General features: G+C 74.1%; 7 protein-coding genes. 6 read left to right on the top strand and 1 reads right to left on the bottom strand.

From position 1 onward, the window contains the following. Positions 1–189: 189 nt before the first annotated feature. The 4 genes from ACZ56B_RS28865 (at position 190) to ACZ56B_RS28850 (ending at position 5,130) form a co-directional block, all read left to right on the top strand. Positions 190–627, top strand: a complete 438-nt coding sequence (locus tag ACZ56B_RS28865; protein ID WP_468796723.1) for a type II 3-dehydroquinate dehydratase — start codon at positions 190–192, stop codon at positions 625–627. Positions 628–707: 80 nt separating this feature from the next. Beyond that, on the top strand, positions 708–1,634 hold the full coding sequence (locus tag ACZ56B_RS28860; protein ID WP_468796720.1) for a GNAT family N-acetyltransferase: 927 nt from the start codon (positions 708–710) through the stop codon (positions 1,632–1,634). A 31-nt stretch (positions 1,635–1,665) separates the two neighbouring features. Beyond that, positions 1,666–4,206, top strand: coding sequence for an amino acid adenylation domain-containing protein (locus ACZ56B_RS28855; RefSeq protein WP_468796717.1), 2,541 nt, complete (start codon positions 1,666–1,668; stop codon positions 4,204–4,206). Next, the gene (locus tag ACZ56B_RS28850; RefSeq protein WP_468796714.1) at positions 4,207–5,130 is read left to right on the top strand and encodes an ROK family protein; all 924 of its coding nucleotides are present in this window, start codon (positions 4,207–4,209) and stop codon (positions 5,128–5,130) included. A 27-nt stretch (positions 5,131–5,157) separates the two neighbouring features. Here ACZ56B_RS28850 and ACZ56B_RS28845 read toward each other — a convergent pair whose 3' ends face one another. Further along, on the bottom strand, positions 5,158–6,195 hold the full coding sequence (locus tag ACZ56B_RS28845; RefSeq protein ID WP_468796710.1) for a 3-dehydroquinate synthase family protein: 1,038 nt from the start codon (positions 6,193–6,195) through the stop codon (positions 5,158–5,160). A gap of 344 nt (positions 6,196–6,539) precedes the next feature. Here ACZ56B_RS28845 and ACZ56B_RS28840 point away from each other — a divergent pair, with 344 nt between their 5' ends. After that, entirely contained in the window at positions 6,540–16,037 is a 9,498-nt protein-coding gene (locus ACZ56B_RS28840; protein ID WP_468796707.1) for an SDR family NAD(P)-dependent oxidoreductase, read from the top strand. A 36-nt stretch (positions 16,038–16,073) separates the two neighbouring features. Then, positions 16,074–17,639: type I polyketide synthase (locus ACZ56B_RS28835; protein ID WP_468796704.1), on the top strand; the 1,566-nt coding region annotated here is incomplete at its 3' end.

Raw genomic sequence — 17,639 nt, 5'->3', positions numbered from 1 at the left:
GGCCCGGGAGGGGCTCGGTCGTCGCGATTAGCACGTTAACCCGTGCTTGGCGAGACGTCATTCCCCTGTGGCATCCCCTATGTTCCCCCTTGTGATTGCACGCATACCGGGATCCGGTGCTCCGCCGTCGGCCCCCGTGCTATAAAAACCACTTCCCGGTGGTTCCGTACTTACGGATAAAGGTGCGCAGTGAGCAGGCTTCTCTTGGTGAACGGGCCGAATCTCGGCATACTCGGGAGTCGTCAGCCCGAGATCTACGGGACGGACACGCTCGCCGACATCGAAAGATGGGTCGCCGAAGAAGTGGCGGACCGCGGCTGGAAAGTGGACGCGTTCCAGCACGACGGCGAGGCGGAGATGATCCGCACGATCCAGGACAACTACGACTCGGTCGGCGCGATCGTCAATCCCGCCGCCCTGATGATGGCCGGCTGGGGACTGAGGGACGCGCTGGCCAACTACCCGCGCCCGTGGATCGAGGTTCACCTCTCCAACATCTGGGCCCGCGAGCAGTTCCGTCACGAGTCGGTGACCGGCCCGCTCGCCACCGGGGTGATCTTCGGCCTGGGTGCCACGGGCTACCGGCTCGCCGCCCGCGCGCTGCTGGACAAGGTCACCGACCACTGACCCGGCGCCACCGGCGCCCCCCGGCCGTCGCGCGCCGCGATGCCGCCACGCACACGACTGAGATCCGAGGACACGACACCATGCCCCAGACCCAGACGGCGGAAGCAGTGCTGGCCGCCCACCGCGACCGGTTGCGCCCCGTCGACCGGCTGATCCCGGAGGCCGCCGCGCTGCCGGAGCCCGGCGAGGGCGAAGAGATCCTGGAGGCCGAGGGGGCACAGGGCCTGCTGACCCACGTCCGGGTCGACCCCGAGGCGCTGGAGGCCGTGCTCGGCCCGCTGGACCGGTGGGAGCTGACCCCGAGGGTCACGGGACCCGAGGCGATGGCCGCCCTGCTGACTCGCTGGCAGGACCACATGCGCAGCCACCCGGAGGCCCCCGGCGCGGACTCGATGGCCGCCGTCGAGTGGCCCAGCCGCGACGTGGCCATGACCAAGGTGCTGCGCTCCTTCGGGTTCGTGCCCGAGTTCGTGATGATCGGCCGGATCAGGGGCACCGCCCCGGTGCCGGAGACGCGCCGGGTCCAGGTGCGCCGCGCCACCCCCGCGGACAGCGAGGCGGTCTGCGAACTCCAGATGGTGGAGACCCGGTTCGACGCCGCCGTGAGCGGCGCGGAGGAGCGGGCCACGACCGAGGCGCTGCTGCGCGAGGAGATCACCACCTCGTTCAAGCGCGACGAGCCGCTGATCTGGGTCGCCGAGTACGAGGGCGACATCGTCGGCATGCACCGCGGCGAGGACCCCTCCGAGATGCAGCAGGCCTGGCTCGCGACGAAGATCACCGTCACCCCCGTCGCACACCTGGTCTGCCAGGCCGTCAAGGAGGGCTATCGGGGCCTGGGCATCGGCACCGCCCTCGCCAACCAGGTCCACGCCGACCTGGACGCCATGGGCATGGGCGCCTCGGTCGGCTATCACGCGATGTTCAACCCGGTCTCCACTCCGTTCTGGCACCGGCACGGATGGCGTCCGTACTGGAACCGCTGGATGCGCACCCCGGCCGTCTGACGGCACCCCGGCGAGAATTCGTACGAATCCTGTGGAGACGAACATGCTGGTGCAGGCGTTGGAGGAACGGGCCGCCACCGTTCCGTACCTCACGGCCCTCGAATGCGAGGGCGAGGAGCTCACCTTCCGGGAGGCGCACGAGCGGGCCGACCGGCTCGCCCGCCACCTGGTCGCCCAGGGAGTGGGACCCGACCGCGTCGTCGCGGTCATGCTGCCGCGCTCCACGGACCTCCTCGTGGCGCTCCTCGCGGTGCTGAAGGCGGGCGGCGCCTACCTCGCGCTCGACCCGGAACACCCCGACGAGCGCGTCGCGTTCCAGGTCCGCGATGCCGCTCCCGTCGTGCTGCTGACCTCGTCCCGCATCGACGCCGACCGCACCCGGCTGGGCTTGCCCACCGTCGTCCTCGACGACCCGGCGACCGCCGAGACCCTGGCCGGCCTGCCCGCCGGGCACCTCACGGACGCCGAGCGGACCGCCCCGACGGGCCCCGAGGACCTCGCCTACGTCATCTACACCTCGGGCTCCACCGGCACCCCCAAGGGCGTCGAGATCCCCGTGCGCGCCCTGCACAACCTCCTGGAGGCGATGCGGGAGCGGCTGGGCCTGGGCCCCGGCGACCGCATGCTGTCGGTGACCACCGCCACCTTCGACATGTCGGTGCCCGAGCTGTTCCTGCCGTACTACACCGGCGCCCGCGCGGTCATCGCGCCCCGGGCCACCGGACAGGACCCGCAGGCGCTGGGCGACCTGATCGTCCGCCGGGAGATCGGCACCGCGCAGGCCACGCCCACCCACTGGCACATGCTGTCCACCGTCAGCCCCGAGGCGCTGCGCGGCCTGCGCATCCTCATCGGCGGCGAGGCGCTCTCGGAGAAGCTGGCCGCGACCCTGCTCGGCCTCGGTGCCGAGGTCGTCCAGTGGTACGGGCCCACCGAGACGACCGTGTGGTCCACCGTCCACCCGGTCACCGGCCCCGAGGACGCCGCTGTCATCGGCCGGCCGCTGCGCAACACCCGGCTGTACGTCCTGGACGAGGACCTCGAGCCCGTCGCCCCCGGCACCGAGGGCGAGCTCTTCATCGCCGGCGACGGCGTGGCGCGCGGCTACCTCAACCGGCCCGAGCTGACCGCCGAGCACTTCCTGCCCGACCGCGACGGCGACGCCCTGATGTACCGCACCGGCGACGTGGTGCGGCTGCGTCCCGACGGCAACCTGGAGTACGTCGGCCGCACCGACCACCAGGTCAAACTGCACGGCTTCCGCATGGAGCTCGGCGAGATCGAGGCCGTCCTGGAGCGGTCCGAGGACGTCGACCAGGCGGCCGCGACGGTCCGCGAGGACCGGCCGGGCGACCGGCGTCTGGTGGCCTACGTGACCGCCGCCGCGGACCGCACGCCCGACGCCGGGCAGCTGCGCGACTTCGTCGCCGAGGCGCTGCCCCTGTACATGGTGCCGTCCGCCGTGGTGACCCTCGGGGAGTTCCCGCTCACGCCCAACGGCAAGCTCGACCGCAAGGCCCTGCCGGCCCCCGTCGTCACCGCGACGGCCATGGTCGAGACCCACCTCACCCAGTCGGAGCTGCTGCTCGGCAGGCTCTTCGCCGAGGTGCTCGGCGTGGGCCGGGTCGGTCCGCGCGACAGCTTCTTCGACCTCGGCGGCTCCTCCGTGCTGGCGGCCCGGCTGCTGGCCCGGGTGCGCTCCGAGATGAACCTGGAACTGTCGATCCGGATGCTCGTGGAGTCCCCGACGCCCGCCGAGCTGTCCCGGCGGCTGACCGGCGAGGAACCCCAGGACTCCTTCGACGTGCTGCTGCCCCTGATGACCAAGGGCTCGGCACGGCCGCTGTTCTGCATGCGCCACCTCGGCGGCACCGCCTGGTGCTACGGCGTGCTCGCCCAGCACTTCAGCCTGGATTACCCCATCTACGGGCTCCAGTCGCACACTTTTCAGGAGTTCGACAGCCCCGTCGACACCATCGCGGCCATGGCGGCGGACTACGCGGACCGCATCGCCGGTGTGCAGCCCGAGGGCCCCTACCGCATTCTGGGCTGGTCCTTCGGCGGCATCCTCGCCCACGCCGTGGCAGCCGAGTTCCAGAAGCGCGGCGAGGAGGTCGAGTTCCTCGGCGTGTTCAACACCAACCCGCACATCACGGACAAGGAGGACCGTGACGAGCAGGGCCTGATCGAGCTGATCCTGCTGATCAACGGCAGGGACCTCGACCAGTACGAGCGCCCCCTGCGCTACGAGGACGTCGCGGAGTTCGCCGACATGGCGACCAACTACGCCTGGCGCGGGAGGAAGAGCGCGGCCGAGACCTTCGTCGAGACCATGCTCACCGACCTCGGCGCCTGGAAGGCGCACACGCCGGAGAAGTACAGCGGCACGATGCATCTGTTCGCGGCCGACCCCAGCCCGGTGGCCGAGGCCGCCTCCAGCGAGGCCTGGGCCCCGTACGTCGCGGGCGAGATCGTCCGCCACGAACTGGGCTGCGGTCACGAGGAGATGCTCAGCAGCCCCCGCGTGCTCGGCACGGTCGCCGAGATCGTCTCCGGTCACCTCGCCGACTGAGTGGTCCGGGGGACAGCCATCACCTACCACCTGGGCATCGACGTGGGCGGCACCAAGGTCGCCCTGCGCGCGGAGCACCCGGACGGCACCGTGCGCGAGGCGGGCTTCCGGTGGCCCAGCGGCGCCACCGACGCGGCACGGGACCTGGACCTGCTGGTCCGGGAGGCCCGTGAGCTGTGTGCCGGCGCCCCGGACGAGCCGGCGGGCGTCGGCGTGGCGATCCCCGCCACCCTGGACGCGGAGGGCGTCGTCACGGCCTGGCCCAACCGGCCGGACTGGCACGGCCTCGACGTCGGCGGCGCGCTGCGCGGTGCCTTCGCCGCCGCGGACGTCGTCTGCGCCGACGACGGCGACCTCGCGGCCCTCGCCGAGGCGCACGCGGCCGGCCTTCCCGACCTGCTGTACCTCGGGGTCGGCACCGGAGTCGGCGGCGGCGTCGTCCTCGGCGGCCGGCTGCTGCCCGGCCCCTCGCGGGGCTCCTGCGAGATCGGCCACCTGATCGTCGACCGCCGCTCCGGGGAGCGGTGCGACTGCGGGCGGCACGGCTGCGTGCAGTCCGTCGCCTCGGGCCCCGCCCTCCTGCGCGCCGCCGCCCGCGCCCGCGGCGCCGAGGTCACCTACGACGAACTGGTGCGGGGCTTCGCCGACGGCGCCCCTTGGGCCACCGGCCCGGTGGGCGAGGGGTGCGAGGCCCTGGCCGCCGCCGCCGTCGGGGTGTGCGAACTGCTGCACCCCATGACCGTCGTGGTCGGCGGCGGGTTCGCCGACGGCCTGCCCGGTCTCACCGACGCGCTCGCCGCCCGGACGGCGCTCCTGGCCCGCCCCGGCCATCCGCCGCCGGCCGTACGGCCCGCCCGGCTCGGCGGCCTCTCCTCACTGCACGGCGCGGTCCTGCTGGCAAGGACAGGGAACACGGAGAAATGAAGGTCGGGGCGCCCCGACCGTTCGCCCCTACACCGCCGAACGCGGCATCTCCGCCAGCACCCGCGCGACGACGTCCTCCGGCAGGTCGCGCACCAGCTCGGCCCCGTCCTCGCCGTCCAGCACGAAGGTCAGCCCCTTCGTCGCCTTCTTGTCCAGCCGTACGAGCTCGACCAGCATGTCCGGGGAGACGTCCGCGGGCAGCTCGTGGGGCAGCCCGTAGTGGCGCACCACCTCCAGGTGCTCCTCCGCCCGCTGCTCGTCGATCCGGCCCAGCGCAAGGGCGAGCCGCCCCGCGAACACGGTGCCGACCGCCACCGCCTCGCCGTGCCGCAGCCGGAAGCCGGTGGCCAGCTCCAGCGCGTGGCCCAGCGTGTGACCGTAGTTGAGCAGATGACGCAGACCGGTGTCGCGCTCGTCGGCGGACACGATCTGCGCCTTGCGCGCCACGCTCGCCGCGATCTGCCCTGGCAGCGACAGCCCCCGCAGGTCGCCGGCGCCGATGAAGTGGCAGCGGGCGATCTCCCCGTAGCCGTTGAGTACCTCCCGCTCCGGCAGGGTCTCCAGATAGTCGGTGTCGCACAGCACGGCACTGGGCTGCCAGTAGGCGCCGACGAGGTTCTTGCCCTCGGGCGTGTTCACCGCGGTCTTGCCGCCGACACTGGCGTCCACCTGCGCGAGCAGCGTGGTCGGCAGATGCACCACGGGCACCCCGCGGTGGAACAGGGCGGCGGCGAGACCCACGACGTCCGTCGTCGTGCCGCCGCCGACGGAGACGACCACGTCGTCACGGGTCAGGCCGAAACGCACGAACTCCCGGCACAGGGACTCGACCGTGCCGAGCGTCTTGTCCTTCTCGCCGTCGCGCGCCCGCACGACCAGCGAGGGCACCCCGGGGTCGGGCACCCAGGCGTCGGGCCGGGCCGAGACCACCGCGGCGCGCCGCGCTCCCAGCCGCTCGACGACCCCGGGCAGCGAGTGCCGCACCCCGGGGCCGATGTCGACGGCGTAGGAGCGCTCGCCGAGTTCCACCTGGATGCGGGTGTGGGGGTGCACGAAATCCGTCATGTCTGCGCGTGTCCCTTTTCCTGAGGGTCCCGCCACGGCGGAGGCGGCCGGGAAACATCCCGATCCCAGGGTGCCGGCGGAATGCGACGCCCGCTTTTCGCGGGTGCATTTCGGGCCGACGGCCGACAACGCAATGACTACTGGTCCGGCGGTGCAGCCTAATGTCATAGGCCCGCCGCGCCAAACGCCCGTGGATTAATTCTGATCACTCTTCAAGTTAGGGATGCCTAGGGGGGTGATGAGGGGGGCCGTGAGGAGTTACGGGTGGCAAGACTGTCCGGGTAGGGGAACCATCTGCCGTTGCGGGCCGCCCGTCTGCTGTCGCCCCGGAGGGATGACGACACATGTTGCGTACGGAGCTGATCCGGCCGCTGCCCGAGCTGCTGGCCCACCAGGCCCGCCACTTCGGAGCCAAGGTCGCCTACCGTGATGCCCGGCGGAGCGTCAGTTACACCGATCTGGAGGCGCGGACCCGGCGACTGGCCGGCCACCTCGCTGATTTGCGACTGCAACCAGGCGATCGTGCCGCGATCTGTCTGGGCAACCGCGTCGAGACCGTCGAGAGCTACTACGCCATCACCCGAGCCAGCGCCATCGGCGTCCCGGTCAATCCGCGCAGCAGCGACGCGGAACTCGCGCACCTCCTCGACGACAGCGGTGCCCGGATCGTCGTCACCGACCACCCGCACGTGGAGCAGCTGCGGCGCCTGCTGCCGGACCGGCCCCACCTGACGGTCGTCCTGGTCGGCGACGAGCCGCTGCCGCCCGGCTTCCTCTCCTACGAGGCCTTCGCGACCCGTGAGCCCGCCACGCCGGCCCGCGACGACCTCGGTCTCGACGATCTCGCATGGATGCTCTACACCTCCGGAACCACCGGTAGACCCAAGGGAGTTCTTTCCACCCAGCGCAACTGCCTGTGGTCGGTGGCCGCCTGCTACGTGCCGGTCCCCGGACTGGGCCCCGAGGACCGGGTCGTCTGGCCGCTCCCCCTCTTCCACAGCCTCTCGCACATCGCCTGCGTGCTCTCCGTGGTGGCCGTCGGCGCCACCGCGCGTATCGTCGACGGCCTGTCGGCCGAGGACGTGCTGACCGCACTGGAGGAGGAGCGCGCCACCTTCCTGGCCGGTGTCCCCACCCTGCTGCACTACCTGCTCGACGCGGCCCGCGACCGCGGCTTCACCGCCCCCCGGCTCCGGGTGGCCCTGGTGGGCGGCGCGGTCACCACCGCCTCGCTGCGCCGCTCGTTCGAGCGTGTCTTCGGCATCCCCCTCATCGACGCCTACGGCTCCACCGAGACCTGCGGTGCCATCACCGTCAACTGGCCCTCGGGCGCCCGGACGGAGGGCTCCTGCGGACTGCCGGTGGTGGGCCTGGGCGTACGCCTGGTCGACACGCGGACCGGTGAGGACGTCGCCGGCGGCCGGGAGGGCGAGGTGTGGGTGCGCGGCCCGAGCGTCATGGCCGGTTACCACAACCAGCCCGAGGCCACCGCGGCCGCCTTCCACGACGGCTGGTACCGCACCGGCGACCTGGCCCGCTGCGACGAGGCCGGGTACTTCACCATCACCGGCCGCAGGAAGGAACTGATCATCCGCGCGGGGGAGAACATCCACCCCGGCGAGGTGGAGGAGGTCCTGCGCACCGTCCCCGGAGTCGCCGACGTCGCGGTGGTCGGCAAGCCGCACAACGTGCTCGGCGAGGTACCGGTCGCGTTCATCGTCCCCGGCCCCCGGGGACCGGACACGGAAGCGCTGTTCGCCGCGTGCCGCGAGCACCTCTCCTACTTCAAGGTGCCGGAGGAGCTCTACGAGATCGAGGCGGTCCCGCGCACCGCCTCCGGCAAGATCGTCCGGCACCGGCTCCTCGAGACCCCCGCGCGGCTGCGCGCCACCAGCAGCGGCCTGTACGACTCGTTGTTCCGCGTCGACTGGATACCCAGCTCCCCGATCTCCTTCGGCGGGGCCCGGGGCAAGCAGGGCGGCTGGGCGCTGGCCGGCCCCGACCCCCTCGGCGTGGCCGCCGCGCTGCGCGATGCCGGCACCCCGTGCGAGGCCGCCTCCGACCAGGCCGTCGTCCATACGCCGGCCGACGGCCCGGACGTCCTCCTCCTGGACCGGACCGCCTACGACTGCGGCGCGGGCATCGAGGAGTTCGTCGCCTCCCTCCAGGACCGGCTGGCCGACGACGACCGGCACGTCACGCTCGTGGTGCTCACCCGGCGCGCCGTGGCCGCCGGAGACGGCGAGGACGTGCTGGATCCCGCGCACACCCCGCTGTGGGGCCTCGTCCGCGCCCTGCAGACCGAGCATCCCGGCCGGCTCGTCCTCGCCGACCTCGACACCGACGGCCTCGGCGCCGACGGCGCACGGCCCCTGGTCGCCGCCGTCAACGCCGGTGAGCCGCAGTTCGCCGTCCGCTCCGGGGTCGCCCTGCTGCCGCGCCTGGCCCGCGTCTCCATGGACGCCGAGGCGGCGCCGCGGCCGCTGCTCGACCCCGACGGGACGGTCCTGGTCACCGGTGCCGCCACCGCCCGGGGCGCGGCCCTCGCCCGCCACCTCGCGACCGCGCACGGCGCCCGCCACCTGCTCCTCGCCCACACCCCGGGCCACGGCGACGAGAGCGTGCAGACCCTGTGCGAGGACCTCGCCCGGACCGGCGTCCGCGCCACCGTCGTCGCCTGCGACCCGAGCGACCGCGCCGCCCTCGCCGCACTGCTGGCCGAACGGGGCAGGCCTCCGCTGACGGCCGTCGTGCACGCGGAGGAGATCACCGGTACCGGCACCGTGTCCGCCGCGGCCCACGCCCTGCACGACATGACCGCCGGCCTCGACCTGCGCGCGTTCGTCCTGTGCTCCTCGCCCCTCGGCGTCCTCGGCGCCCCCGGCGCCGGCGACATCGCCTCCGAGTGCGCCGCCCTGGACGCCCTGGCCCAGCACCGGCGCGCCCACGGCCTGCCCGCCCTGTCCCTGGCCTGGGGCCCTTGGGCCGACGGCACCGCCGGAAGCGCCGTCCCCTACGGAGCGGGCGAACTCACCGAACAGCAGGCCCTGGTGATGTTCGACGCCGCGCACGCCGCGGGAGAGGCCGCGTTCGTCGCGATGCGCCTCGACAACGCCGCCCTGCTCACCGGCCCGGTCCCCGCCCCGCTGTACGGACTGATCGACACCACGGCCCGCCGGGAGCCGACGGAGACTGCCGACCTGCGCGGCCGGCTGGAAGGCCTGCCCGAGGAGGAGCGGGAGGAGCACCTGCTGCGGCTGGTGCGCGACGAGACCGCCACGGTCCTCGGCCACGATGGCGCCGAGGACGTCCAGACCGACCGGGCATTCAAGGAGATGGGGTTCACCTCCCTGATGGCGGTCTCCCTGCGCGACCGGCTCAACACCGCCACCGGGCTGCGGCTCCCCGCCACCAGCGCCTTCGACCACCCCACCCCCGAGGCACTGGCCCGGCAACTGCTGCGCGAGGTCCACGGCGAGCCGGCCGACGAGCCGGGCCCCTCCGCACGGCCCGCGGCGACCCCGGACGACGACCCGATCGCCATCGTCTCGATGGGGTGCCGGCTGCCCGGCGGCGTCTCGTCCCCCGAGGACCTGTGGCGCCTGGTCGCCGACGGCGACGACGGCCGCTCCCCGTTCCCCTCCGACCGCGGCTGGAACCTCGGCGAACTGTACGACCCCGACCCCGACGCGGCCGGGAAGTCCTACGTCATGGAGGGCGGCTTCCTCGACGACGTCGCCGGCTTCGACGCCGAGTTCTTCGGGATCTCCCCGCGCGAGGCCGTCGCGATGGACCCCCAGCAGCGGCTCCTCCTGGAGACCTCCTGGGAGGTCTTCGAACGCGCCGGCCTGGACGTGGACGCGCTGCGCGGCGCGAGCGTCGGCGTCTTCGCCGGGTCCATGTACCACGACTACACCACCCGCGCGGTACGGCCCACCAAGGAGGTCGAGGGCTACCTCGGCGTGGGCGGCGCGGGCAGCGTCGTCTCCGGCCGGGTGTCCTACACCTTCGGCTTCGAGGGCCCCGCCGTGACGGTGGACACCGCCTGCTCGTCCTCGCTGGTCGCCCTGCACCTGGCCGCCCAGGCGCTGCGCACGGGGGAGTGCTCCCTGGCGCTGGCCGGCGGCGTCACCGTGATGTCGACCCCCGGCAGCTTCGTCGAGTTCTCGCGGCAGCGCGGCCTCGCCCCCGACGGCCGCGTCAAGGCCTTCGCCGCCGGGGCGGACGGCACGAACTGGTCCGAGGGAGTGGCCCTGCTGCTCCTCGAACGGCTCTCCGACGCCCGCCGCAACGGCCACGAGGTCCTCGCCGTCGTGCGCGGCAGCGCGGTGAACCAGGACGGCGCGTCCAACGGCCTGACCGCGCCCAACGGTCCCTCCCAGCAGCGGGTGATCCGCCAGGCGCTGGCCAACGCCGGGCTGACGGCGGCCGACGTGGACGCGGTCGAGGCGCACGGCACGGGCACGTCCCTGGGTGACCCGATCGAGGCCCAGGCCCTCATCGCCACCTACGGCCGGGAACGGCCCGGCGAGGACCGGCCCCTGTGGCTGGGCTCGCTGAAGTCGAACATCGGACACGCCCAGGCCGCCGCCGGCGCGGCAGGCGTGATCAAGATGGTGCAGGCCATGCGGCACGGAGTGCTGCCCAGGACGCTGCACGTCGACGCCCCGACGCCCGAGGTCGACTGGACCCGCGGCGCCGTCAGACTCCTCACCGAGTCCAGGCCCTGGCCCGAGACCGGACACCCGCGCCGCGCGGGCGTGTCCTCCTTCGGGATCAGCGGCACCAACGCCCACGTCCTCCTCGAACAGCCCGAGGATCCCGGGACGCCGCCCGCCGGCAGACCGTCCCCGGCCGGCACGCCGGAACGCGCACTGCCCGACGGGCTCCTCCCGTACGTCCTGTCCGCCAAGTCCCCCGAGGCCCTGCGCGCCCAGGCCGGACGCGTCGCCGGTCTCCTCGGAGCCGAGGACGCCCCCTCCCCGGCCGACATCGCCCTCACCCTCGGCGGACGTCGGGCCTTCGCCCACCGCGCGGTCGTCGTCGCCTCCTCCGCGGAAGAGGCCCGCACCGCCCTGGCCGGCCTCGCCGCCGGCGACGGCACGACAGGCACCGCCACCGGCGGCCGACTCGCGTTCGTCTTCTCCGGCCAGGGCGCCCAGCGCCCCGGAGCGGGCCGCGAACTGTACGACGCGTTCCCCGCCTACGCCCGCGCCTTCGACGAGGCCTGCGCCGCCCTCGACCACGGACTCGAACACCCCCTGCACGACATCGTCTTCGCCGAACCCGGCACCCCCGAGGCGGACCTGCTCGACCGGACCGCCTACACCCAGGCGGCCCTGTTCGCCGTGGGCGTCGCCCTCTACCGGCTCGTCGAGTCCTGGGGCGTGCGCCCCGACCTGGTCGCCGGCCACTCCATCGGTGAACTCGCCGCCGCCCACGTCGCCGGCGTCTGGTCCCTGGCGGACGCCGCGACCCTGGTCGCCGCCCGCGGCGCGATGATGCAGCGCCTCCCCGAGGGCGGCGCCATGATCGCCGTACAGGCCACCGAGGACGAGGTCGCCGCCGAGACGACCGGGGCGGTCGCCGTCGCGGCGCTCAACGGCCCCGAGGCCGTGGTCCTCTCCGGCGACACCCCCGCCGTCGAAGCGGCGGCCGCCCGGTTCGCCGCCCTCGGCCGCCGGACGAAGCGGCTGCGCGTCTCGCACGCCTTCCACTCGGCGCGCATGGAGCCCATGCTGGACGCCTTCCGCGACGTCGCCGCCCGGCTGGACTTCCACGCCCCGGCCCTGCCCGTCGTCTCCAACCTCACCGGCACCCTCGCCGACCCCCGCGAACTGCGCACCCCCGACTACTGGGTGCGGCACGTCCGCGGCACCGTCCGCTTCGCCGACGGCCTGCGCACCCTGCGCGAACAGGGCGTCACCACCGTGCTCGAACTCGGCCCCGGCGGAGTGCTGACTGCCATGGCGCAGGACAGCCTCCCCGAGGACGTCGACTGCGTGGCCGCACTGCGCGACGGACGGCCCGAACCCGTGACGCTGCTCACGGCCATCGGCCGCGCCCACACCAGGGGCGTCCCCGTCGACTGGGCCGCCCTGCTCGCGGGCGGCGACGCCCGCGCCACCACCGCCGTACCGACCTACGCCTTCCAGCACCGGCGCTACTGGCTCGACGCCACCCCCGCCGCCGGCGACCTCAGCGCCGCGGGCATCACCGCGGCACAGCACCCGCTGCTCGACGCGACGGTGGAAGTGCCCGAGGCCGACGCCGTCACCTTCACCGGCCGCCTCTCCTTGGCCGACCGGCCCTGGCTCGCCGACCACGCGGTCGGCGGCACCGTCCTGCTGCCCGGAACGGCCCTCGTCGAGATGACCGTCCGGGCCGGCGACGAGGTCGGCTGCGGAAGCGTCCGCGAACTCGTCCTGGCCGCACCCCTGGTACTGCCCGAGACCGGCGCCGTCCGCATCCGGGTGCACGTCGGCGCCCCCGACGGGACCGGCGACCGCCCCGTCTCCGTCCACTCCCGCCCCGACGGCGACGAGGGCCCCTGGACCCGCCACGCGAGCGGCACCCTCACGGAATCCGGCGACGCCCCCGGCCCCGGCACCGGCGCCTGGCCCCCGCCGGACGCCACGGCCGTGCCCGTCACCGACTTCTACCCGCGGCGCGCCCGGGACGGCTACGCCTACGGCCCCGCCTTCCAGGGACTGAGCGCCGCATGGACCCTCGGCGAGGAGGTCTTCGCCGAGGTCGCCCTCGACGACGAACACCACGACGAAGCCGCCCGGTTCGGCCTGCACCCCGCCCTCTTCGACGCCGCCCTGCACCCCAGCGCCCTCGGCGCCGTCGACGAACCCGCCGACGGAGCCCGTCTGCTGCCCTTCGCGTGGAACGGCGTACGCCTGCACGCCGCCGGCGCCAAGGCCCTGCGGGTGCGGATCACCCCCGTCGGGGAGAACGCGGTCGGCCTGTGCGTCACCGACACCACCGGCGCCCCGGTCGCCGACGTCGACTCCCTCGTCCTGCGCCCCGTGGCCGCCGAACGGCTGCGCCCCACCGGACCGACCGGACACGAGTCGCTGTTCCGCACCGAGTGGACACCGCTGCCGGTCACGGCCCGGCCGGACGGCCTCGACGGCTTCCGCGTCCTCGAAGCCACCGGCGACGGCACCCGGCCCGAGGCCGTCCACGCACTGACCGCCCGCGTCCTCGAACACCTCCAGACGTTTCTGGCCGACACCGAAACCGACGACGGCGCACGGCTCCTCGTGCTCACCCGGGGCGCCGTCACCGTCCGCGACGGCGAGAACGCCACCGACCCGGCCGCGGCCGCCGTCTGGGGCCTCGTGCGCTCCGCTCAGTCCGAACACCCCGGCCGCTTCGTCCTGGCCGACACCGACCACCTCGCCACCTCCCGCGACGCGCTCACCGGGCTCCCCGCAGTCGCCGACGCTCTGGAAGAGACACAGTTCGCGGTGCGGGACGGCGAGGTCACCGTGCCCCGCCTCGTCCCCGCCGCCGGACCCGCCCTGACCGTCCCCGGGGACACCGGCGCCTGGCACCTCGACACCACCGGGCCCGGCACCCTGGAGAACCTTGCCCTCGTCCCGGACGCCGACCCCGGCCCCCCGGCCCACGGCCAGGTCCGCGTCGCCGTCCGCGCCGCGGGCATGAACTTCCGCGACGTCATGATCGCCCTGGACATGTACCCCGGCGACGCCGCGATCGGCGGCGAGGCGGCCGGCGTCGTCCTCGCGACCGGCCCCGGCGTCGACGGCCTGAAGCCCGGCGACCGGGTCATGGGACTCTTCCCCGGCGGCGCGTTCGCCCCCGAGGCCACCACCGACCACCGCAGGCTCGTCCGCGTCCCCGCCGGATGGACCTTCGCCCAGGCCGCCGCCGCGCCCATCGCGTTCCTCACCGCCCTCTACGGCCTGCGCGACCTGGCCGACGTCCGGCCCGGCGAGACCGTCCTCGTCCACGCCGCGGCCGGCGGCGTCGGCATGGCCGCCGTCCAGATCGCCCGCCACCTCGGCGCCGAGGTCTGTGGCACCGCGAGCCCCGGCAAGTGGGACACCCTGCGCGCCCAGGGACTCGACGACGCCCACATCGCCAACTCCCGCACCACCGACTTCGAACAGCACTTCCTCGACACCACCGGCGGACGCGGCGTCGACGTCGTCCTCGACGCCCTCGCCGGTGAGTTCGTCGACGCGTCGCTGCGCCTGCTCCCGCGCGGCGGCCGCTTCCTCGAAATGGGCAAGACCGACATCCGCGACGCCGCCGAGGTCGCCGAGCGCCACCCCGGGGTGCGGTACCGCGCCTACGACCTCGTCGAGGCGGACCACGACCGGGTGCGCGAACTGCTGGACGAACTCGTCGCCCTCTTCGACCGCGGCGCCCTCACCCCCCTGCCCGTGACCGCGTGGGACGTACGCCAGGCCCCGGACGCCTTCCGGCACCTCAGCAGAGCCCGCCACACCGGCAAGGCCGTCCTGACCCTGCCTCACCGGCCCGACCCCGACGGCACCGTCCTGGTCACCGGCGGCACCGGCTCCCTCGGCGCACTCGTCGCCCGCCACCTCGTCACCGCGCACGGCGCCCGCAACCTGCTCCTCACCAGCAGGAGCGGCCCCGACGCACCCGGCGCCCGGGAACTCGCCGCCGAACTCACCGCACTGGGCGCGAGCGTCACCGTCGAGGCCTGCGACGCCGCCGACCGCGACGCGCTCGCCGCGCTGCTGGCCTCCGTCCCGGCCACCGCGCCCCTCACGGCGGTGGTGCACACCGCCGGCGTCGTCGACGACGGCGTACTGGCGGCCCTCACCCCCGGGCGGACGGCCACCGTCCTGCGGCCCAAGGCCGACGCCGCCCTCCACCTGCACGACCTGACCCGGGACCTCGACCTCGCCGCCCTGGTGCTGTTCTCCTCGGCCGCGGGCACCCTCGGCAACCCCGGACAGGCCAACTACGCGGCCGCCAACTCCTTCCTCGACGCCCTCGCCCGCGTCCGCCGCGCCGAGGGACTGCCCGCCACATCGCTCGCGTGGGGCCTGTGGTCCCACGCGAGCGGCATGACCGGCACCCTCGCCGAGGCCGACCTGCGGCGCACCGCACGCGACGGCATGCTGGCACTGACCGCCGAGGACGGCCTGGCCCTCCTCGACGCCGCCCTGACGAGCGCCGAACCGGTCCTCGTACCGACCCGCCTCGACCTCGGCGTGCTACGCGAACGTGCCGCGTCCGGCACCCTTCCACCGATGCTGCGTGCGCTCGTGCGCGCGCCGCGCCGGACGGCGGCCGCCACCAAGGCCGCCGGACACACACTGGCCGAACGGCTCACCGGGCTCCCCGCGGACGAGAAGGCCGCCCTCGTCCTGGACGTGGTCCGCCGGGAGGCCGCCGCGGTCCTCGGCCACTCCGACGCCTCACTGGTCGTACCCGAACGGGCCTTCAAGGAGGCCGGGTTCGACTCGCTGACAGCGGTGGAACTGCGCAACCGGCTCACCAGGGCCGCCGGCACCGGACTGCCGGCGACGGCCGTCTTCGACTACCCGGCGCCCACCGCCCTCGCCGACTACCTGCTCAGGACCATCGACCAGGAGTCCGACCCGGTCACCACCAAACTCGACGCCCTGGAAGCGGCGCTCGACGCCCTGCTGGCGGAGGAGCTGGAACACTCCGGCATCCACTCCCGCCTGCGGTTCCTCGGATCGCGACTCGAAGAGGCCGGCCAGGTCGGCGGCCCGGCGGAGAGCACCGACCGGGCCCGGCAGCTCGAAGCCGCCTCCGCCGACGACGTCTACGCCTTCATCGACAACGAGCTCGGGCTCGGCTGACCCGCCCTCGGGTACACCAAGAGGAGATCAGGTTCCATGACCACCGACGAGAAGGCTCTCACCTACCTCAAGCGGGTCTCGGCCGAGCTGCAGCAGACGCGGGAGAAACTGCGCGACGAGCAGAACCGGCGCACCGAACCCGTCGCCGTCGTCGCCATGGGATGCCGGCTGCCGGGCGGAGTGACCTCCCCCGAGGGACTGTGGCGGCTGGTGGCCGACGGCGCCGACGCGGTCGGCCCCTTCCCGGCCGACCGCGGCTGGGACCTCGACGGCCTCTACGACCCCGACCCGGACGTGTCCGGTACCTCCTACGTCCGTGAGGGCGGGTTCCTCGACGACGTGGCCGGGTTCGACGCCCCGTTCTTCGGGATCTCCCCGCGCGAGGCGCTGGCGATGGACCCGCAGCAGCGGCTGCTCCTGGAGACCTCCTGGGAGACCCTGGAGCGCGCCGGGATCGACCCCACCACGCTCAAGGGCGAGAGCGTCGGCGTCTTCACCGGCGTGGCAGGCCAGGAGTACGCCCCGCGCATGGGCACCGGCTCCGAGGAGATCGAGGGGTACGTCCTCACCGGCGGCGCGGGCAGCGTCGTGTCGGGCCGGGTCGCGTACACCCTGGGCCTCGAGGGGCCCGCGGTGACGATCGACACCGCCTGCTCCTCGTCCCTCGTGGCGATCCACCTCGCCGCCCAGTCGCTGCGCTCCGGCGAGTGCACGCTGGCGCTCGCGGGCGGGGTGGCCGTGATGTCCACCCCGGGCGCCTTCGTCGAGTTCTCCCGGCAGCGCGGACTGGCCGCGGACGGCCGCGTCAAGGCCTTCGCCGCCGGCGCGGACGGCACCGCCTGGGCCGAGGGCGTGGGCGTGCTGCTGCTGGAGCGTCTGTCGGACGCGCGGCGCAACGGTCACCAGGTGCTGGCCGTGGTGCGGGGCAGCGCGGTCAACCAGGACGGCGCGTCCAACGGCCTGACCGCGCCCAACGGCCCCTCGCAGCAGCGGGTGATCCGCCAGGCCCTGGCGAACGCCCGGCTCTCGCCCGCCGACGTCGACGCGGTGGAGGCGCACGGCACCGGTACGTCTCTCGGTGACCCGATCGAGGCCCAGGCCCTCCTCGCCACCTACGGGCGTTCCCGCCCGGACGGCCGGCCGCTGTGGCTGGGCTCGCTGAAGTCCAACATCGGCCACGCCCAATCGGCCGCGGGTGTGGCGGGTGTGATCAAGATGGTGCAGGCGATGCGGCACGGGGTGCTGCCGAGGACGCTGCACGTGGACGCTCCGACGCCCGAGGTGGACTGGTCGTCCGGCGGGGTGGAGCTGCTGACCGAGGCGCGCGAGTGGCCGGAGCGCGACGAGCCGCGGCGCGCGGGTGTCTCGTCCTTCGGCATCAGCGGAACCAACGCGCACGTCATCCTGGAGCAGATCCGCAGCGAGGAGGCCGTCGAGGCCCCTGCGACGCCCGCGGCTCCCGTGGTCTCCGGTGAGGTGGTGCCGCTGGCCCTGTCCGGCAGGACGCCCGAGGCCCTGCGCGAGCAGGCGAGCCGGCTCGCCGACCATCTCCGCGTCCATCCGGACCGCCCGCTGCCCGATGTCGCCCTGTCCCTGACGTCG

The sequence above is a fragment of the Streptomyces sp. NPDC034670 genome (assembly GCF_055574875.1).
Note: the sequence above shows the minus strand (reverse complement) of the source record. Positions and strands in the feature narration are given on the sequence as shown.